Genomic DNA, 20,044 nt, shown 5'->3' on the forward strand with positions numbered 1-20,044 from the left:
TGTTTAGAATCTTTTTAATAAAACTGAAATAAAGGAAAGAACAACCATTTGTAAACTAGTATTTAGTTTTCTTTCACAATTTTTTCATAATCTTCTGTATTTTTCTAATCAAGCAAAGCTTCGTTCTACAATTCATCTTTTTGGTAATACTACAAAAGTATGTAGTTCATTGCGTTTTATAATTTCAACATTTGCATTTATGATTGTTTTGATTTCAGAAGCAAATTTTTCACCAGTATAACCAGCATCTACTATTATTTTTTGAACTGCAGAAAGATTTTCTTTTTCATTTTCAATCATTATTATAGCGCTATTACGATCTGTTTTTTCTGCTGTGGTTATGTAAATTGCATGTGGTAAACCTTGAGAATCAACAATAATATGACGCTTTATTCCTGAAATCTTTTTACCAGCATCATAACCTTTATTTTCAGTAGTATCTGTATTTTTAACACTTTGCGAATCAATTATACAAAAACTAGTTTGTTCTTTGCGATTATTGTTGATACGAACTTTTTTAACCAATTTTTTTTAAAATTAATTGCCATACACTAGCTTCTTTACCGTTATTTTTACTTCAAATTTGAAAATAATAATATACAGTTTGTCATTTTGGAAAATTTTTTGGTAGCATTCTTCATTGACAACCACTTTTTAATACATATAAAATTGCACAAAATACTTCATATAAATCTAAACTTCTTGGTTTTGTTTTCTTTTTGCTATTTTTTAAAATTGATTTTATGTTCTCAAATTGTTCTTTGGTGACATGACTTGGATAATTTTTATGCATAATATAGCTAACTAAAGTAATGTTTACTCATATCTTGAAAAACAAAATCAATCGCTTTTTTAATATTTGGTCAATAATTTGGTAATATTTTTCTTATATTATGTTTTATAGCAAATCAAAAATGTTCAATTGGATTTAAATTAGGAGAATATGGCGGAAGAAATAATAGTTTGCATCCAGCATTTTCAATTAATTGTTGTGTTAATTTAGATTTATGAAACGTTGCATTATCTAAAACTATAATTTGTCCACGCTTTAATACTGGAATTAGTTTATTTTTAACATATGATTCAAAAATTTTACTATTGCAATGTCCTTCAAATGCTCATAAGGCTTTTAATTTACCTTTATTTAGTGAACCAATTATACTCATTCTCTTTATTTTATATGCGGGTTTATTATCAAATAATCTTTTACCTTTTTCAGATCAACCATATTTATAAATTCATTATCATCAATTCCAGATTCATCAATATATACTAAATCTTCATTCATTATTTTAGCTATTTCTTTTAAAAAATCTTCTTGTTTATTTTTATCTCTTTGTTCATATAGAAAAGTTTTTTTTATATGTATAATTTAGTTTTTTAAAATAGTTATAAACTGTTTCTTTAGTCATATTTCCAAATTTATCAATTACTTTTTGAACTGTAACATCTTTATTTTCTGCTAAATAATTTTTTAATTCATCTAAATCCTTTATTTTGTGGCTATGTCCTTTTTGATAATTCAAAATTGGTTTTATATGCCCAGTTTCTTTTTTTCTTTTTCTTCATAAAAATAAAGTCTTTCTAGTGATATTGAACACTTTACAAATTTCTTTAATTTTCATATTTTTACTTTCATAAGCTTCTATTACTTTTCTTCGTAAGTCTTCACTGTATGGTTTTGGCATAATTTAATCTTCCTAATCTATTTTAATTATTGCTGAATTGTACTTTTAAATTCAAAAACTGTTTAAATTACATATTATTATTTTACATTATTTATGAGTAAATATTACTTTAGTTAGCTATATATACCTCTGATTTTAAAATATATAATCATTTTACATTATTTTCGAAAAGATTCTAAACAGGTTCTAAAGACATTTTTGGATGGGTTACACTTTATTGGACACTAATTACGTAGACAAGTGAACAAATTAGTTGAAAGAAAGGAACTATAATTATGGCCAATATTAATTCATATACCGATGAATTTAAAAAACAAATAGTAGCTTTATATCAAAGCGGCAAATCAGTATCTTACCTTGCTAAAGAATATAATGTTACAAGAGCAGCTACTTATAATTGAATTAAGCAATTTACTAATTCAGGTAGTTTTAAAGCTAAAGATAATCGTTCTGTTGAAGAAAATGAATTAATTAAATTAAGAAAAGAATTAAAACAATTACGAATGGAAAATGATATTTTAAAGCAAGCAGCACTAATAATAGGCAGAAAATAGAAATTATTACAAACAATAAGTTTAAATATAAAATTCGCACAATGTGTCATTTTTTAAAAATTTCTAAATCAACATATTATTTTAATTTAAAGAAAAAAGAAAATAAAATTCAAAATAATATTTATGATGAAGCTATTATTAGTGCTTTTAAAGAAAATAAATGTGTTTATGGAACAAGAAGATTAAAAGTAATATTAGAAAACCAAGAAATTTATTTATCAAGACGAAAAATTAAAGAAATTATGAATAAGCATAATTTAATATCAAAATACACTAAATTATCATTCAAAAATCATAATAACAAAGTAAATGATGAAAAAATCACTAATCTTGTGAATAGAAACTTTAATAATAGGCTTAAAAATGAAGTTATTGTCAGTGATTTAACTTATGTTCAAGTTAATGGTAAATGAAACTATATTTGCTTATTAATTGACCTATTTAACCGCGAAATTATTGGACATAGTGTAGGTACTAGAAAAGATGCCTTATTAGTACATCAAGCATTTATGCAATCAAATCGCTGTTTAAAAGATATTCAAATATTTCATAGTGATTGTGGTAATGAATTTAATAATAAAATTATTGATAAACTTTTACTAGCATTCAATATTACTCGCTCTTTAAGCAAAAAAGGTTGTCCTTATGACAATGCTGTTGCTGAAGCAACTTTTAAAACTTTCAAAACTGAATTTATTAATGATAAAAATTTTAGATCATTAATCCAATTAAAATTAGAATTATTTGATTACATCAATTGATACAACAACATAAGAATCCACAGCACTTTAAACTACTTAACTCCAGTTAATTATCAAAAACAAATGTCTACCAAAAAATAGTCCTAAAAAGTGTTGCCATTCCATTTTATTTCTCCACTTCTTTTGTTAAAATTCAAGAATACTACAGAAAATATTTTAATTATTTTCTATTCAAATCGCGATTAATAACTGCTTTTAAATATTGTCCAGTATAAGACTTAGGATTTGTTATTACTTGTTCTGGTGTTCCTGTAGCAATGATTTCACCACCAAATTTACCACCCTCAGGTCCTAGATCAATAATGTAATCAGCAACTTTAATAACTTCTAAGTTATGTTCAATTACAACAACAGTATCACCATGATTAACAATTTTATTTAAAACTTCAATTAACCTTTTAATATCATCAACGTGTAAACCAGTAGTTGGTTCATCTAAAATATACATAGTTTTGCCAGTAGCACGTTTTTGTAATTCTTTAGCTAGTTTCACTCTTTGTGCTTCACCACCAGATAATTCAGTAGCGGGTTGCCCTAATTTTACATATCCTAATCCCACTTCTTGTATCATTGATAATTTTTTATGGATTTTTGGATGATTAGCAAAAAAAGTTAATGCTAAATCAACAGGCAGTTCTAGTACATCATAAATATTTTTACCTTTATATTTAACTTGTAATGTTTCACTATTATAACGTTTTCCTTCACAAATTTCGCAAGTTACATAAACATCTGGTAAAAAATGCATCGCAATTTTAATAACACCATCGCCAGAACAACGTTCACATCTTCCTCCTAGTACATTAAATGAAAATCTACCTTTAGCATATCCTCTAATTTTTGCTTCTGGTGTTTGTGTAAATAAATCACGAATATCATCAAAAACTGAAGTATAAGTAGCGGGATTACTCCTTGGTGTTCTGCCAATTGGTTCTTGCGAAATAGCAACAATTTTATCAATAAATTCAATCCCTTTTATTGCTTTATGTTTTCCTGGTCGTTGTCCCTTTAAACCCAAATACTTTTGAATACTAGTATATAAAATATCATTAACAAGCGTTGATTTACCACTTCCTGAAACACCAGTAACACAAATAAATTTACCTAAAGGTAATTTAACATTTATTTTACGTAAATTATTAGCTTGTGCTTCTTGAATTTCAATAACTTTACCATTACCACTTCTTCTTGATTTAGGTAACGCAATAAATTTTTCACCATTTAAATATTGTCCAGTAATTGAATTAGGATTATTAGCAACTTGCTGTGGTGTACCTTCAGCAATTACTTCACCACCATAAATTCCGGCTTTTGGACCAATATCAATTAATCAATCTGCTGCTCACATTGTATCTTCATCGTGTTCTACTACTAATAATGTATTATCAAGATCTCGCATTTGTTTTAAAGTTTCAATTAACTTAACATTATCACGTTGATGTAAACCAATTGAAGGTTCATCAAGAACATACAATACTCCCGTTAATTGCGAACCAATTTGAGTTGCTAATCGAATTCGTTGTGATTCACCACCAGATAAAGTTTGTGCCATTCGCGATAAGTTTAAATAACCTAAACCAACATTAGTTAAAAAACTTAAACGATTAATGATTTCTACTAATATTAATTTAGCAATTTCTTGTTGATAAGGTAATAATTTAATATTTAACATAAATGTTAAACTTTCTTCGATGTCTAAATTAGTATACTGACTAATATTCATTTCTTTATTATTTTCATCTTTAATTTTAACTGCTAATGCAAATTCATTTAATCTTGTTCCTTGACAAGTTAAACAAGTGCGTTCACTCATAAATTTACGATAATAATCACGGGCAAAATCACTAGTTGTTTCTAAAAAACGTCTTTCAATTAAAGTGGCAATGCCTTCAATATAATCATGATTAGGATATTTACGACCATTTGCCGAAGTAATACTGAAAGTAATGGCTTCATCACTACCGCGCATAATATAATTAAGTTGTGTTTTTGTTAAATTTTTTAATGGCTGATTCAAATCAATTAAATAATGATAACAAAGAACTTTTAATTTTTGTCATTCTAAATTACTAGTACCAACTAAGTTTTTATAATACTCAATGCCACCATCATTAATTGATAGTTTTAAATCTGGCATTAATAATTCTTCGTCAACTTCTAATTTTACTCCCAAGCCTTTACAATCAAAACACGCTCCACTTGGTGCATTAAAAGAAAATAAACGCGGTTCTAAACTGGGAATTGAAAATCCACAAATTTTACAAGCATATTTTTGAGAAAATAATCACGTTTCATTTGTTTGCGATAAAATAACCTTTGCTAAACCATTACTATGATTTAAAGTAACTTCTAAAGCATCATGAATTCGTGAAATAGTATTATCATCATTGGTAAATTTAATACGATCAATAACAATATCAATATCATGACGTAATGATTTATTCAATTCAATTGGTTCATCTAAACTATATATTTTATTATTAATTTTAACTCGCAAAAAATTTTCTTGTTTTAATTTTGCTAATAAATCTTGATGACTACCTTTTTTAGCATTAATAACTGGTGCTAAAATTTCAATATTAGTATTATCTTCTAACGTTTTAATTTTATTAACCATTTCTTTTAAAGTTTGCGTGCTAATTGGACCATGTTCCTTATTACAATAAGGAGTTCCAATCCGTGCATAAAGTAAACGCAAATAATCATAAATTTCAGTAACAGTACCAACAGTACTGCGAGGATTATTACTTGTAGTTTTTTGATCAATAGAAATTGCTGGTGCTAAACCATCAATAGCATCAACATCAGGTTTTTCGCTGTTTCCTAAAAATTGACGAGCATAGGCTGAAAGTGATTCAACATATCTTCGCCTTCCTTCTGCATAAATTGTATTAAAAGCTAATGATGATTTACCACTTCCTGAGACACCAGTAATAACTACTAACTTATACTTTGGAATTTTAATATTAATATTTTTTAAATTATGTTCACGTGCACCTTTAACAGTAATATATTTTTGATTATCTGTCATTTATTCCTCCACTTATATGCTCTTTCTAATTAATTATATACTATATATATTTAACTTTAATAGCATTATTACTAATTAATATTAAAGAATATCAATTATAATTAGTTTAAAATATTATCTAAATCAATATTAAAAATTTTAAAATTATTTATTGCAAAAGAAAGTATATAAAAACTTAAATTACAAAAAAATGAACAATATATATTCAAAAATGAAATACAGCAATTGCTCATTTTATAATAAAATTTAAAAAATAGAATTAATTATTACTAAAAAATGTTATATTCCAATATTTTTTTCTAATAAAAAATAATTGGAATAATTTTATTTACTTAAATTATAGCTAACTAAAGTAATATTTACTCATAAATAATGTAAAATAATAATATGTAATTTAAACAGTTTTTGAATTTAAAAGTACAATTCAGCAATAATTAAAATAGATTAGGAAGATTAAATTATGCCAAAACCATACAGTTAAGACTTACGAAGAAAAGTAATATAAGCTTATGAAAGTAAAAATATGAAAATTAAAGAAATTTGTAAAGTGTTCAATATCACTAGAAAGACTTTATTTTTATGAAGAAAAAGAAAAAAAGAAACTGGGCATATAAAACCAATTTTGAATTATCAAAAAGGACATAGCCACAAAATAAAGGATTTAGATGAATTAAAAAATTATTTAGCAGAAAATAAAGATGTTACAGTTCAAAAAGTAATTGATAAATTTGGAAATATGACTAAAGAAACAGTTTATAACTATTTTAAAAAACTAAATTAGACTTACTGCATAACGTTTTTAAGTTTTAATGATAAATTATAAAATCCTGCAATTAAATTAAATCTTAAAAATATTCGTTTTCTACCTTTTCTAAATTTATAACCAATAATTTTAAAACATTTTAAAAATGCAAAAACATGTTCAATTTTTCTGCGAGTTTTATTAATAATCTTATTAAAAATTTTAATTTTACTTGTTTTAGGATTATTTTTACTAGTTTTAATGGGTAAAAATGTATTACTATGAATTTTTTGTAAACCTTGATAACCTTTATCTGCAAGAATTACAGTTTCTGACAAAAATTCTAACTTTGAATTTTTAAAAGTTTTAAAATCATGATTTTTACCAGTATCAGGAAAAATATTTAAAATTTCATTAGTATGTGCATTAATTATGGTTTGAAACTTAACAGTATGCATTCATTTTTTGCCAGAAAATCAATCTTTTTGATTATATTTTGGTCGTTCTGTTTCTACTTCTGTTACATCAATTATCAAAATTTTATTTTTGAATTCTTCTTTTTAAAAAAATATTTTTATTTGTTAAATTATTAAACTTATTATTATTTATTAAAATGTCTTCAATTGAACGAATATTTCGTAAAGCAGTAGTATCAACCATATCATACTCAGCACCAATACTATGATATGTACGATTTTCATATAAATATCTTAAAGTCATTACTAGTCTATCTTCTATTGACATTTTATATGGCCTTCCACCAGTGGTATTTTTTAGATTTTGATGATCTAATAAAATATTTAAAATTTCATTAAAAACTAGTTTATTAATACCAACTATTTTACGAAAATATTGATCCGGTTTATCTTTTAATTCAAAATATGTCATAAAATTTATCCTTAACTATTCAAATTTTATTTTAATAATAACAAAAAAATGAAAAGTTAACTAGTTATGCAGTAAGTCTATTGAAAAAATTAATAAATCAGAATCACAAAATCAACAATCTTTAACAAAAAATTATTCGCAAGAACATTGCAAATTTAAAGTTTATTAAAAATATTATGATACATTTTTATTAAGTTAAATCTAAATTTTAATTTTCAAGAAGTATTTTTATAAAGGTTATATTTTCATTTATATTTCATAATTATCGTTAAACATGTTAATCATCATTTATGATAGAATTTAATATATGAGATTTTAGAGTTGTGAGGTTTTAGTATGGAAGTGTCAGCAGAGAATTATAGAAACATTAATTCTCATAATCGTTGAGGAATTATTGTTAGTTCGGGGTTAATGGCAATAACTTTGATTATAAGTTGAGTATTATGACTTATACTTTATCGTACTAATGTTAACGAAATTTTAACAATTTTAACTGAAGTAATTAATAGTAAAGGCATTACATTTACTTTTACTTTTCAGATTTTAACAATTTTTACTCTAATTTTTTCGGTTATTACTCTAGTGTTTATTACAATTCCATTTATTTTTTTAAATAAATATGGAGTAATAACTTTAGTATGAGCATTAATAGTAGTAGTAATTTCGCTTGTCTTACTTATTGGTTCAGGATTATTAATAAGTTATGGTTATAAAAAAATTTATAGTTATGTTATGGACAAAAAAATTATTAATGTTTTATTTTTTATTTTACCTTGAGGCTTTGCATTAATTTGTAGTTTCTTTTTAGTACTTTTTTCTTTATGATTAATAATGGCTAATCTAAGAAATAAATGAAAAAAAGCATTATCATTGACAAAAAATAATGCTTTATCAGCAACAGAAATATCCGCGAGTGTTGAACAAAATTCTCTTTTTGGTGAACAAACTATTGGACCATCATTTACAGATCGATTTTTTAATGAACACGATAAATCAACACAAGGTATAAATATAGTTATTAATAATACTGGTGGAGGTGCACTTCCACAATCAAAATTACTTGATAATCAAGTAACTAGTAATCCGAATCCTGTTCAAACTAATAACAGTAGTAATGTTGTTAATAGTGAAGTAACTTGAACACCACAACAAATTGAAGAAGTATGAAATAAAGGAGAAATTATTGATGATTATAATCCACAGTTATATCGAAAAGACTATGCAGGTGCGCTAATGTTTAGAAATAACTTTATTAGTAATGTTAAACTTAATGATGATCCTAAAAGTTATAATTGAACTATTATACATCAACGACCTTTATTTCATGGAGGCACTTCTGATATTAGTAATTTACAACCAATGAATAATACTAATGCTATTACTAAAGGTAATAATTATCCACGTTGAAAAACAGCTATTGCTTTTAATGGAAAACAAAATTTTTTAAAACAAAAATCATGAAAAGATAAAAAATAGAGTATTAATCATTAATTTAACTGAAGATTATATTGAGCATATTATAAATATAATTGGTATTTTGCTTAGTTGTTAATAATTTAAATTTAATTACACTATTATCTTTTAAAATTTATTTGTTTATGGGAAAATGTATATAATAATTAAAAGATAGGAGCAATTAATCATGCAAGTTATTGTCCATGGAAAAAATATTAATATTACTTATGAAATTAAAAATGCTGTTGATAAAAATTTTAATTATTTACAAGAAAAGTATTCTAAATATATTAAAAAAGATATGATTGCTAAAGTTGGTATTGAAAGAAATAGTAATCATACCTATAATATTTCCGTTCATATTCAGTTATTAAATAATAATTTTTTACAGTGTTTAGTAGAAAATCACGATCTTTATGTTGGCATTAATAAAACATTGGTTCCGTTGGAAAAACAATTAAGTCGTTTAAAAACTGTTGCTGATAAAACTGGTGTTGAAAGCGTTGGTCAATTTATAACTAAAGAAATTCTTGATGATAATAGTGAAGTTATTATTGACGTAACAGAAAACAAAGATTAAAGAAAACGTTTATGAAGAGGCTTTTATGTAATCTGTGTATCTTTGTTTTACAAAGTTACTAGTTCAGATTAATTCTATCTTCAAATTTTATGAAAGTATACAATTATTAGCATTAGTTTTTTTATTTAAATATGATGCATCATATTTTTCATTTTCTGCATCTTGTGCTTTTTTTTGTAAATTTTCTTCTGGTGTTATTTTTAAATTTCGCTTATAAATATTTGTATCCATTTTGTTTATTATTAAAATGGCATATTCAAGACTTTTTTTTATTTCTTTAATTAATTGTATATTTAAATTATCTTGATAGTTTTTTGTTGAAATATGTTTCTTTTTTTTGTTATCTCTAATTCTAAAATGTTTGATATAGTTATAGTAATAAAAAATATAATAGAGATTTTTAAAAGTATTAATAATTTTTTTGTATATTTTTCAATAAAAAAATCACTAATATCACTATTAGTTGCGTTATCTTTTATACAAATTTTATAAAAAATTATAGCTAAAGTAGTTGTATTATTAAATTGGAATGGCAACACTTTTTAGGACTATTTTTTGGTAGACATTTGTTTTTGATAATTAACTGGAGTTAAGTAGTTTAAAGTGCTGTGGATTCTTATGTTGTTGTATCAATTGATGTAATCAAATAATTCTAATTTTAATTGGATTAATGATCTAAAATTTTTATCATTAATAAATTCAGTTTTGAAAGTTTTAAAAGTTGCTTCAGCAACAGCATTGTCATAAGGACAACCTTTTTTGCTTAAAGAGCGAGTAATATTGAATGCTAGTAAAAGTTTATCAATAATTTTATTATTAAATTCATTACCACAATCACTATGAAATATTTGAATATCTTTTAAACAGCGATTTGATTGCATAAATGCTTGATGTACTAATAAGGCATCTTTTCTAGTACCTACACTATGTCCAATAATTTCGCGGTTAAATAGGTCAATTAATAAGCAAATATAGTTTCATTTACCATTAACTTGAACATAAGTTAAATCACTGACAATAACTTCATTTTTAAGCCTATTATTAAAGTTTCTATTCACAAGATTAGTGATTTTTTCATCATTTACTTTGTTATTATGATTTTTGAATGATAATTTAGTGTATTTTGATATTAAATTATGCTTATTCATAATTTCTTTAATTTTTCGTCTTGATAAATAAATTTCTTGGTTTTCTAATATTACTTTTAATCTTCTTGTTCCATAAACACATTTATTTTCTTTAAAAGCATTAATAATAGCTTCATCATAAATATTATTTTGAATTTTATTTTCTTTTTTCTTTAAATTAAAATAATATGTTGATTTAGAACCTGTTTAGGATCTTTTTAATAGAATTTAACTAAAACAAGAAATAATCATTTATAAATAGGTACTTAACCAATAATTTATTTTCTTTTTCATTTTTTTGTTAAAAAGATTTTATCATTTGAAAACTTATCGACTAAAAATCTATTTTTTATTATAAAATAACCATTATAATATAAATTTTATTAAAAATTAATCAAAAAAGATCCTAAACAGGTTCTTAGATAAATTTCATTTAATTAGAACATTATATCTTGGTATACTTGCTGGAAATAAAGGTAAATATTGACAAGAATATGATACTTGTAAAAATTTAATTGAAAATGGTCAATATGAACAATTAATTAATTATGTAGATTAGACACACTTTTTGGACTAATAAAAGTTTTTATAACTTTATATTATTAGTTGAGGTGTAGTTTAAAATGAAATATTTAATTAATAGTGCTGATTTTACTAAATTTGATTATAAATTTAACAAATTTGTAGAAAAGTATAAAAATGATAAAAATATTAATAAAGTTAATATTTATTATCGTAAATTTAGAAAATTTTGTTTTATTTTTAAAAATAAAAATACTTGTAAAGAAATAATTTCTCAATTACATATGCCAAAGCAAACCTTTTATTATTGAGCTAAACGTTTTTATGATGTTTTTTACAGAAATAAACCTTTTGAAGAATTATTATTTAAGTCAACAAAACCTAAAAATATTAAATATTTCTATAAGTTGGAATTATCAGAAAAATTTATAAATTATTTTGTTCAGTATAAAGAAGAGTTTGGTATAGGTGCTTTTCAATTTTGTTATTTAATAAGGCATATTGATGATATTAGGTTTAATTTTTTGCCAAAACCCTCGGTTAAAACTATATATCGTTGATTAAAACGTTTTGGTTTTTGTTCACAAAAAGTTATTAAGAAAAAACATTTGAGATATGAAGTAAAAGAAACTGGATTATTACAAACTGATATTAAAGTAGTATCAGATTATATAACAGGAAGTAAAAGATGATATATTATTGATTTTATTGATGAAAAAACTCGAATTACTTATTGTTATCCATCTGAACAAGCACAAACCAGAGATATTGTAAATGCTACTAAAAATGCTTTAAATTTCTATGAAAAATTAGGAATTAAAATTAAAAGAATTAGAACTGATAATGGTAGTCAATATACTAATACATCTTGTGGAAAACCACAAAGGAATCGTTGATTTACAAATTTTTGTAATAAAAAAGGTATAGTTCATGAAACTACACCGTTTAGATCACCACAGAGTAATGGTAAGATTGAAAGATTTCACAGAAATTGAAGTAATTTATTTGAAATAAAACCATATTTAAATAGTGATTTTAGTTTATTTCAAAAATTAGTGAATTCTTTTCAAGAATATTATAACAATTCTAAACCACATAAATCATTAGGATTAATAGACTTACTGCATAACTAGTTAACTTTTCATTTTTTTGTTATTATTAAAATAAAATTTGAATAGTTAAGGATAAATTTTATGACATATTTTGAATTAAAAGATAAACCGGATCAATATTTTCGTAAAATAGTTGGTATTAATAAACTAGTTTTTAATGAAATTTTAAATATTTTATTAGATCATCAAAATCTAAAAAATACCACTGGTGGAAGGCCATATAAAATGTCAATAGAAGATAGACTAGTAATGACTTTAAGATATTTATATGAAAATCGTACATATCATAGTATTGGTGCTGAGTATGATATGGTTGATACTACTGCTTTACGAAATATTCGTTCAATTGAAGACATTTTAATAAATAATAATAAGTTTAATAATTTAACAAATAAAAATATTTTTTTAAAAAGAAGAATTCAAAAATAAAATTTTGATAATTGATGTAACAGAAGTAGAAACAGAACGACCAAAATATAATCAAAAAGATTGATTTTCTGGCAAAAAATGAATGCATACTGTTAAGTTTCAAACCATAATTAATGCACATACTAATGAAATTTTAAATATTTTTCCTGATACTGGTAAAAATCATGATTTTAAAACTTTTAAAAATTCAAAGTTAGAATTTTTGTCAGAAACTGTAATTCTTGCAGATAAAGGTTATCAAGGTTTACAAAAAATTCATAGTAATACATTTTTACCCATTAAAACTAGTAAAAATAATCCTAAAACAAGTAAAATTAAAATTTTTAATAAGATTATTAATAAAACTCGCAGAAAAATTGAACATGTTTTTGCATTTTTAAAATGTTTTAAAATTATTGGTTATAAATTTAGAAAAGGTAGAAAACGAATATTTTTAAGATTTAATTTAATTGCAGGATTTTATAATTTATCATTAAAACTTAAAAACGTTATGCAGTAAGTCTAATGACTCCTATGGATTATTTTGATAAACTTTTATTAGATAAAAAATAGTCCAAAATGTCTGTACTACCTTACAAACAATTAATTAATTAATTATATAAAGAATTAGATAATCATAAAAAACTAAAAAAACAATATTTTAAAAATAATAAGCAGGGAATTATTAATCAATCTGAAAAATGGAATATTGGTACTTTTACTGAAAGTAATATTTGACATGTTTTAAAAGAAATGCTTGGTAATAGAACATATAATATTAGTATTTATAGCTAACTAAAGTAATATTTACTCATAAATAATGTAAAATAATAATATGTAATTTAAACAGTTTTTGAATTTAAAAGTACAATTCAGCAATAATTAAAATAGATTAGGAAGATTAAATTATGCCAAAACCATACAGTGAAGACTTACGAAGAAAAGTAATAGAAGCTTATGAAAGTAAAAATATGAAAATTAAAGAAATTTGTAAAGTGTTCAATATCACTAGAAAGACTTTATTTTTATGAAGAAAAAGAAAAAAAGAAACTGGGCATATAAAACCAATTTTGAATTATCAAAAAGGACATAGCCACAAAATAAAGGATTTAGATGAATTAAAAAATTATTTAGCAGAAAATAAAGATGTTACAGTTCAAAAAGTAATTGATAAATTTGGAAATATGACTAAAGAAACAGTTTATAACTATTTTAAAAAACTAAATTATACATATAAAAAAAACTTTTCTATATGAACAAAGAGATAAAAATAAACAAGAAGATTTTTTAAAAGAAATAGCTAAAATAATGAATGAAGATTTAGTATATATTGATGAATCTGGAATTGATGATAATGAATTTTATAAATATGGTTGATCTGAAAAAGGTAAAAGATTATTTGATAATAAACCCGCATATAAAATAAAGAGAATGAGTATAATTGGTTCACTAAATAAAGGTAAATTAAAAGCCTTATGAGCATTTGAAGGACATTGCAATAGTAAAATTTTTGAATCATATGTTAAAAATAAACTAATTCCAGTATTAAAGCGTGGACAAATTATAGTTTTAGATAATGCAACGTTTCATAAATCTAAATTAACACAACAATTAATTGAAAATGCTGGATGCAAACTATTATTTCTTCCGCCATATTCTCCTAATTTAAATCCAATTGAACATTTTTGATTTGCTATAAAACATAATATAAGAAAAATATTACCAAATTATTGACCAAATATTAAAAAAGCTATTGATTTTGTTTTTCAAGATATGAGTAAACATTACTTTAGTTAGCTATATATTAAAATGGCTACATTTAGGTGTAATCAAATAAATTTAAAAACATAATTTAATGTATATAATAATTGTAAATTATTTCACAATTTTGAATTGCATCTCAAAAATTATTATTTTTTAATTTTATTTTTAAACCAATAATTAAAAAGATTAATGACATAGTTATTGATGAAAAAATTGGAACTAAAATTACACAAAAAATAACTCCGATTTGTAATTGAATTCAATTATAGTATAGTTCATAATTTCTATTTATTAAACATATAAAATTTGCAGAGTGATTTAAAATATAAATTATACTTATATACTTTAATAAATTAAATCCATTACTTTTTCTTAAAACTAATTTTGAACTCCAATTAATATGTATATAATTAAAATTTGAAATACCAATTAGTATTAAACCAATAGTCATAATTGAGATACTTAAAATAAATAACGATACAGTTATTAACTGTAATTTTTTAGTTTTCATCTTAAAAATCTCCTTTTATGTGCATTATTCTAACATATAGTAAAATTTAATATAAGTACTTTAGTTGCAATTAATTTTTATTAGTAGTACTATTAATTTACAATTACATAACAAAAGTCTTAATTTATTCTCGTCTAAATGATAATAAAGACATTATTGAAAAAATTATTCCGCATTTTTGTTACCCGCCCTTTTTACTTTCATAAGCTTCTATTACTTTTCTTCGTAAGTCTTCACTGTATGGTTTTGGCATAATTTAATCTTCCTAATCTATTTTAATTATTGCTGAATTGTACTTTTAAATTCAAAAACTGTTTAAATTACATATTATTATTTTACATTATTTATGAGTAAATATTACTTTAGTTAGCTATATCTATCTAAACAACTATAATATTGTTTTAAAATTTCATTTAAATCATTAAAAGATTTATTATATTTTTTCATTTGTTCATCTTTTTTTAGCTTCTTTAATAAATTGTTCTGCTTTTTCTTCATTAAATAAGAAATCTAACTCTGACACTTAAATCTCTCCTTAACATATTTAATTTGTTTTTAATTAATATTGTTTGCTAATGAATTATATAAAAATAATAAAAATCCACACTAATAAATTTAATTTATTAACGGGCTTAATTTTACAAATATATAATTCCTAAAAATAATACACCTATTATAATCATTTGTAAAGGGAAAATTATTATTAAAATTATAATTGATTTCTATTTTATATAATATATTTTGTTAAAATAAAAAAATAAACTTTACATATTAAATGGTCTATTTTCTAAATTTGTTACTACACTAGAGGTATTATTAATCAAACTTATATTTTCAGGAAAATCTTTTTCACTAATAACTGTGATTGCCACTTCTTCTTGAAATTCTTTATTTGTAACAATATTTTTTTAAAATTTTGAAGAATTTCAATAAAATTACTTAAATTTTTAAATTTCTCGCGTTCTGTAATTGGATGGGTTACACTTTATTGGACACTAATTACGTAGACAAGTGAACAAATTAGTTGAAAGAAAGGAACTATAATTATGGCCAATATTAATTCATATACCGATGAATTTAAAAAACAAATAGTAGCTTTATATCAAAGCGGCAAATCAGTATCTTACCTTGCTAAAGAATATAATGTTACAAGAGCAGCTACTTATAATTGAATTAAGCAATTTACTAATTCAGGTAGTTTTAAAGCTAAAGATAATCGTTCTGTTGAAGAAAATGAATTAATTAAATTAAGAAAAGAATTAAAACAATTACGAATGGAAAATGATATTTTAAAGCAAGCAGCACTAATAATAGGCAGAAAATAGAAATTATTACAAACAATAAGTTTAAATATAAAATTCGCACAATGTGTCATTTTTTAAAAATTTCTAAATCAACATATTATTTTAATTTAAAGAAAAAAGAAAATAAAATTCAAAATAATATTTATGATGAAGCTATTATTAGTGCTTTTAAAGAAAATAAATGTGTTTATGGAACAAGAAGATTAAAAGTAATATTAGAAAACCAAGAAATTTATTTATCAAGACGAAAAATTAAAGAAATTATGAATAAGCATAATTTAATATCAAAATACACTAAATTATCATTCAAAAATCATAATAACAAAGTAAATGATGAAAAAATCACTAATCTTGTGAATAGAAACTTTAATAATAGGCTTAAAAATGAAGTTATTGTCAGTGATTTAACTTATGTTCAAGTTAATGGTAAATGAAACTATATTTGCTTATTAATTGACCTATTTAACCGCGAAATTATTGGACATAGTGTAGGTACTAGAAAAGATGCCTTATTAGTACATCAAGCATTTATGCAATCAAATCGCTGTTTAAAAGATATTCAAATATTTCATAGTGATTGTGGTAATGAATTTAATAATAAAATTATTGATAAACTTTTACTAGCATTCAATATTACTCGCTCTTTAAGCAAAAAAGGTTGTCCTTATGACAATGCTGTTGCTGAAGCAACTTTTAAAACTTTCAAAACTGAATTTATTAATGATAAAAATTTTAGATCATTAATCCAATTAAAATTAGAATTATTTGATTACATCAATTGATACAACAACATAAGAATCCACAGCACTTTAAACTACTTAACTCCAGTTAATTATCAAAAACAAATGTCTACCAAAAAATAGTCCTAAAAAGTGTTGCCATTCCAGTCTTTCTAGTGATATTGAACACTTTACAAATTTCTTTAATTTTCATATTTTTACTTTCATAAGCTTCTATTACTTTTCTTCGTAAGTCTTCACTGTATGGTTTTGGCATAATTTAATCTTCCTAATCTATTTTAATTATTGCTGAATTGTACTTTTAAATTCAAAAACTGTTTAAATTACATATTATTATTTTACATTATTTATGAGTAAACATTACTTTAGTTAGCTATATATTTAAATAAATTAAAAAATAAGTTTTAACCCCTTGTTATTTTTTACTTTTATATGCTATTATTGTATAGGTAACGGCTCGGTAGCTCAGTTGGTAGAGCATTCGCCTGAAGAGCGAAGTGTCAGTGGTTCGAATCCGCTTCGAGCCACCATTATTTAAAATATAGGCAATTAAGCCTTTTTTTTAATTATTTTTCTTAGAACCTGTTTAGGATCTTTTTAATAGAATTTAACTAAAACAAGAAATAATCATTTATAAATAGGTACTTAACCAATAATTTATTTTCTTTTTCATTTTTTTGTTAAAAAGATTTTATCATTTGAAAACTTATCGACTAAAAATCTATTTTTTATTATAAAATAACCATTATAATATAAATTTTATTAAAAATTAATCAAAAAAGATCCTAAACAGGTTCTTAGATTTAGGTTTAAGTTAAAATTTTAGGTATAATAGTGTCATTAGCAATTTTAAACAATTAATAATTCTAGAAAGAAGGGTATTAGTGTCTAAAATTTTAGTTTTAAATAATGCAAAAATAATTAGCATTAAGAAAATAATAAATAATGGTTTTTTAGTAATTAAAGATAATTTAATTTTCCAAATTAATGAAGGAAAGTATAATTATGAATTTCAAGATGCTCAGGTTATTGATTGTCATAATCAAACAATAATACCTGGTATTATTGATTTACATGTACATGGAGGTTATGGCTATAGTTTAATGGATGGTACCATTGAATCAATTAATAATTTTGCAAAATTAGTTCCAAAAGAGGGAGTAACAAAGTTTTGTTATGCAACAGTTACTGCCAGCAAAAAAGAAATTGATAATATTCTTTCAGTATTTGCTAAGTATATGAAAACAGAAAATAAAGGTAACAAGGCACGAATTATTGGTGCATATTTAGAAGGACCTTTTATCTCAGAATTACAAAAAGGAGCACATACTCCGTCATTACTTCATGTTCCTGATCTTAATTTAGTAAAATCTTGAAATATAATTAGTAACAAAAATTTAAAATTTATTGTTTATGCTCCTGAGATAGATCCTAATTTAAATAATAAAAATTCAAATTTTATTTCTTCATTAATTAAAAATAATATTATTCCTAGTGTTGGTCATAGTAATGCTACTTTTAAAGAAATAACTAAAACTGTTGAATATGGTTTAACGCATATTACCCATCTTTATAATGCAATGAGCCCCTATAATCATCGTGATCCTGGTGTTGTTCCGGCATCATTATATTATGATCAATTAGTTACTGAGTTAATTTGTGATGGAATTCATGTTGATATTGATATTTTAGCAATAACATATAAAATTAAAGGTGCCGATGGAATTTGTATGATTACTGATGCCATGAGTGCGAAAGGACAGCCTGATGGTAAGTATTTATTGGGACCATTACCTGTCATTAAAAGTAATAATAAGGTTACTGTTGAAGCAACCGGAAAATTAGCAGGCAGCATTGCAACAATGATTGCTGGTTTTAAAAATTTATTAAAAATTACTAATAATAATTGACAAGATTGCATCAAAATGGCTTCTTATAATAGTGGTAAACAAGTAGGAATTGCAAATAAAACGGGTGATATTGTTATTGGTAAATTAGCAGATATTATTGTATTAACTAAGAATAATGATATTTTTTTAACAATATGTGAAGGAAAAATTGCATATCAGCAAGAATAAGTAAGTAATGTAAGGGGTTTTTAAATTATGAAATTAATTATTTTAAAAGATAAAACTGAGGTTGCTCAATTATTAAGTAAAATTATTATTGATATTATTAAAGTTAAACCAAATGCTATTTTAGGATTAGCAACGGGAAGTAGTCCAATTGAAACATATGATTTATTAATAGCAGATGCAAAAAATAACAAAAGAGATTGATCAAAAGTTGTAACATTTAATTTAGATGAATATGTTGGTTTAACTCCAGATCATGTAAAAAGTTATCGTTATTTTATGAATCATCAATTATTTAATCATATTAAAAGTCTTAATTTAAAAAATACGTATGTTCCTAAAGGTATTGGTGATTTAGACCAAAATGTGGAAGAGTATGAAAAATTATTAAAAGAAAAAGGACCAATTGATTTACAAATATTGGGCTTAGGTACTAATGGTCATATTGCTTTTAATGAACCAGGTACTCTTGCAAGTAGTAAAACACATGTTGTTAATTTAACTAAAGAAACAATTGAAGCTAATAAAAGATTTTTTTCTAAAGTTGAAGATGTACCAACCAAAGCTGTTACGATGGGTATTCATACTATTTTACAAGCTAAATTGATTGTTTTAATTGCTACAGGAACTAATAAAGCACAAGCTATTCGAGAGTTAGTTGAAGGTAAAGTTTCTCCAAATTATCCATGTACTTTTTTACAAAATCATGATGATGTTACAATTATTATTGATGAAGAAGCAGCAACATTATTAAAGCCAACTATATCAAAAAAAAATTAACT

General features: G+C 23.4%; 20 protein-coding genes, 1 tRNA gene and 1 pseudogene. 13 read left to right on the plus strand and 9 right to left on the minus strand.

Features of this window, described 5'->3' with window-relative positions; genetic code table 4:
* Positions 1 to 3: 3 nt before the first annotated feature.
* The 3 genes from ACQH26_RS07245 to ACQH26_RS07255 all read right to left on the minus strand — a co-directional run bounded on the left by ACQH26_RS07245 (position 4) and on the right by ACQH26_RS07255 (position 1,688).
* Positions 4 to 793 (minus strand): IS5 family transposase gene (locus ACQH26_RS07245; protein ID WP_425382103.1). Its coding sequence is split into 2 segments (ribosomal slippage): positions 4 to 531 and positions 533 to 793, totalling 789 coding nucleotides; the frame shifts between segments, so codons are not numbered across the junction.
* 7 nt (positions 794 to 800) lie between these two features.
* Complete coding sequence (locus ACQH26_RS07250) at positions 801 to 1,166, minus strand: transposase (RefSeq protein ID WP_425382104.1); 366 nt, start codon at positions 1,164 to 1,166, stop codon at positions 801 to 803.
* Between the two features lie 162 nt (positions 1,167 to 1,328).
* On the minus strand, positions 1,329 to 1,688 hold the full coding sequence (locus tag ACQH26_RS07255; protein WP_425381863.1) for a helix-turn-helix domain-containing protein: 360 nt from the start codon (positions 1,686 to 1,688) through the stop codon (positions 1,329 to 1,331).
* 275 nt (positions 1,689 to 1,963) lie between these two features.
* Between ACQH26_RS07255 and ACQH26_RS07260 the strand changes: the two genes are divergently transcribed.
* A protein-coding gene (locus ACQH26_RS07260; RefSeq protein WP_425381867.1) for an IS3 family transposase occupies positions 1,964 to 3,084 on the plus strand; the annotation gives its coding sequence in 2 pieces (ribosomal slippage) (positions 1,964 to 2,234 and positions 2,234 to 3,084; 1,122 coding nt in all).
* Positions 3,085 to 3,163: 79 nt separating this feature from the next.
* Here the strand turns inward: ACQH26_RS07260 and uvrA are convergent.
* The gene (gene uvrA, locus ACQH26_RS07265) at positions 3,164 to 6,034 is read right to left on the minus strand and encodes an excinuclease ABC subunit UvrA (protein WP_425382105.1); all 2,871 of its coding nucleotides are present in this window, start codon (positions 6,032 to 6,034) and stop codon (positions 3,164 to 3,166) included.
* A 523-nt stretch (positions 6,035 to 6,557) separates the two neighbouring features.
* Here uvrA and ACQH26_RS07270 point away from each other — a divergent pair.
* A complete protein-coding gene (locus tag ACQH26_RS07270; RefSeq protein WP_425382106.1) occupies positions 6,558 to 6,815 on the plus strand; it encodes an IS630 transposase-related protein in 258 nt (85 codons plus the stop codon).
* A gap of 2 nt (positions 6,816 to 6,817) precedes the next feature.
* On the opposite strand, the gene ACQH26_RS07275 is transcribed toward ACQH26_RS07270, so the two are convergent.
* Positions 6,818 to 7,312 carry a transposase family protein gene (locus tag ACQH26_RS07275; RefSeq protein ID WP_425381872.1) on the minus strand — a complete coding sequence of 165 codons (495 nt, stop codon included), beginning with the start codon at positions 7,310 to 7,312 and terminating at the stop codon, positions 6,818 to 6,820.
* Between the two features lie 4 nt (positions 7,313 to 7,316).
* Entirely contained in the window at positions 7,317 to 7,664 is a 348-nt protein-coding gene (locus ACQH26_RS07280; RefSeq protein ID WP_425381897.1) for a transposase family protein, read from the minus strand.
* Positions 7,665 to 8,246: 582 nt separating this feature from the next.
* Here ACQH26_RS07280 and ACQH26_RS07285 point away from each other — a divergent pair.
* Together ACQH26_RS07285 and hpf are read left to right on the plus strand one after the other, a co-directional pair.
* Complete coding sequence (locus tag ACQH26_RS07285) at positions 8,247 to 9,140, plus strand: hypothetical protein (protein WP_425382107.1); 894 nt, start codon at positions 8,247 to 8,249, stop codon at positions 9,138 to 9,140.
* A gap of 166 nt (positions 9,141 to 9,306) precedes the next feature.
* Positions 9,307 to 9,699 carry a ribosome hibernation-promoting factor, HPF/YfiA family gene (gene hpf / locus ACQH26_RS07290; RefSeq protein ID WP_425382108.1) on the plus strand — a complete coding sequence of 131 codons (393 nt, stop codon included), beginning with the start codon at positions 9,307 to 9,309 and terminating at the stop codon, positions 9,697 to 9,699.
* A gap of 87 nt (positions 9,700 to 9,786) precedes the next feature.
* Here the strand turns inward: hpf and ACQH26_RS07295 are convergent, their stop codons facing one another.
* Both ACQH26_RS07295 and ACQH26_RS07300 read right to left on the minus strand, forming a co-directional pair.
* A complete protein-coding gene (locus ACQH26_RS07295; RefSeq protein ID WP_338975342.1) occupies positions 9,787 to 9,930 on the minus strand; it encodes a hypothetical protein in 144 nt (47 codons plus the stop codon).
* Between the two features lie 317 nt (positions 9,931 to 10,247).
* Positions 10,248 to 11,015, minus strand: a pseudogene (locus tag ACQH26_RS07300) (IS3 family transposase); the annotation flags it as partial.
* A gap of 434 nt (positions 11,016 to 11,449) precedes the next feature.
* Between ACQH26_RS07300 and ACQH26_RS07305 the strand changes: the two are divergent.
* The 6 genes from ACQH26_RS07305 to ACQH26_RS07330 all read left to right on the plus strand — a co-directional run bounded on the left by ACQH26_RS07305 (position 11,450) and on the right by ACQH26_RS07330 (position 17,310).
* The gene (locus ACQH26_RS07305) at positions 11,450 to 12,481 is read left to right on the plus strand and encodes a DDE-type integrase/transposase/recombinase (protein ID WP_425382109.1); all 1,032 of its coding nucleotides are present in this window, start codon (positions 11,450 to 11,452) and stop codon (positions 12,479 to 12,481) included.
* A gap of 60 nt (positions 12,482 to 12,541) precedes the next feature.
* Positions 12,542 to 12,889: a transposase family protein gene (locus ACQH26_RS07310; RefSeq protein ID WP_425381897.1), complete on the plus strand. Its 348-nt coding sequence runs from the start codon at positions 12,542 to 12,544 to the stop codon at positions 12,887 to 12,889.
* A gap of 4 nt (positions 12,890 to 12,893) precedes the next feature.
* A complete protein-coding gene (locus ACQH26_RS07315; RefSeq protein WP_425381872.1) occupies positions 12,894 to 13,388 on the plus strand; it encodes a transposase family protein in 495 nt (164 codons plus the stop codon).
* A 388-nt stretch (positions 13,389 to 13,776) separates the two neighbouring features.
* A complete protein-coding gene (locus tag ACQH26_RS07320) occupies positions 13,777 to 14,136 on the plus strand; it encodes a helix-turn-helix domain-containing protein (protein ID WP_425381863.1) in 360 nt (119 codons plus the stop codon).
* Between the two features lie 40 nt (positions 14,137 to 14,176).
* Complete coding sequence (locus tag ACQH26_RS07325) at positions 14,177 to 14,665, plus strand: IS630 family transposase (RefSeq protein WP_425381862.1); 489 nt, start codon at positions 14,177 to 14,179, stop codon at positions 14,663 to 14,665.
* 1,524 nt (positions 14,666 to 16,189) lie between these two features.
* Positions 16,190 to 17,310 (plus strand): IS3 family transposase gene (locus ACQH26_RS07330; RefSeq protein ID WP_425381867.1). Its coding sequence is split into 2 segments (ribosomal slippage): positions 16,190 to 16,460 and positions 16,460 to 17,310, totalling 1,122 coding nucleotides; the frame shifts between segments, so codons are not numbered across the junction.
* Here the strand turns inward: ACQH26_RS07330 and ACQH26_RS07335 are convergent.
* On the minus strand, positions 17,297 to 17,443 hold the full coding sequence (locus ACQH26_RS07335) for a hypothetical protein (RefSeq protein WP_425382110.1): 147 nt from the start codon (positions 17,441 to 17,443) through the stop codon (positions 17,297 to 17,299). The two genes, ACQH26_RS07330 and ACQH26_RS07335, sit on opposite strands and share 14 nt — an antisense overlap.
* 198 nt (positions 17,444 to 17,641) lie before the next feature.
* On the opposite strand from ACQH26_RS07335, the gene ACQH26_RS07340 reads away from it, so the two are divergent.
* The 3 genes from ACQH26_RS07340 to nagB all read left to right on the plus strand — a co-directional run bounded on the left by ACQH26_RS07340 (position 17,642) and on the right by nagB (position 20,042).
* Positions 17,642 to 17,717 (plus strand) — tRNA-Phe (locus ACQH26_RS07340).
* A 354-nt stretch (positions 17,718 to 18,071) separates the two neighbouring features.
* On the plus strand, positions 18,072 to 19,265 hold the full coding sequence (gene nagA / locus ACQH26_RS07345) for an N-acetylglucosamine-6-phosphate deacetylase (protein WP_425382111.1): 1,194 nt from the start codon (positions 18,072 to 18,074) through the stop codon (positions 19,263 to 19,265).
* A gap of 27 nt (positions 19,266 to 19,292) precedes the next feature.
* Positions 19,293 to 20,042 carry a glucosamine-6-phosphate deaminase gene (gene nagB / locus ACQH26_RS07350; protein WP_281749137.1) on the plus strand — a complete coding sequence of 250 codons (750 nt, stop codon included), beginning with the start codon at positions 19,293 to 19,295 and terminating at the stop codon, positions 20,040 to 20,042.
* Positions 20,043 to 20,044: the final 2 nt, after the last annotated feature.

Origin of the sequence: Spiroplasma endosymbiont of Melieria omissa (genome assembly GCF_964031175.1) — a bacterium.
GTDB classification, from domain to species: Bacteria; Bacillota_I; Bacilli_A; order Mycoplasmatales; family VBWQ01; genus Spiroplasma_E; species Spiroplasma_E ixodetis_A.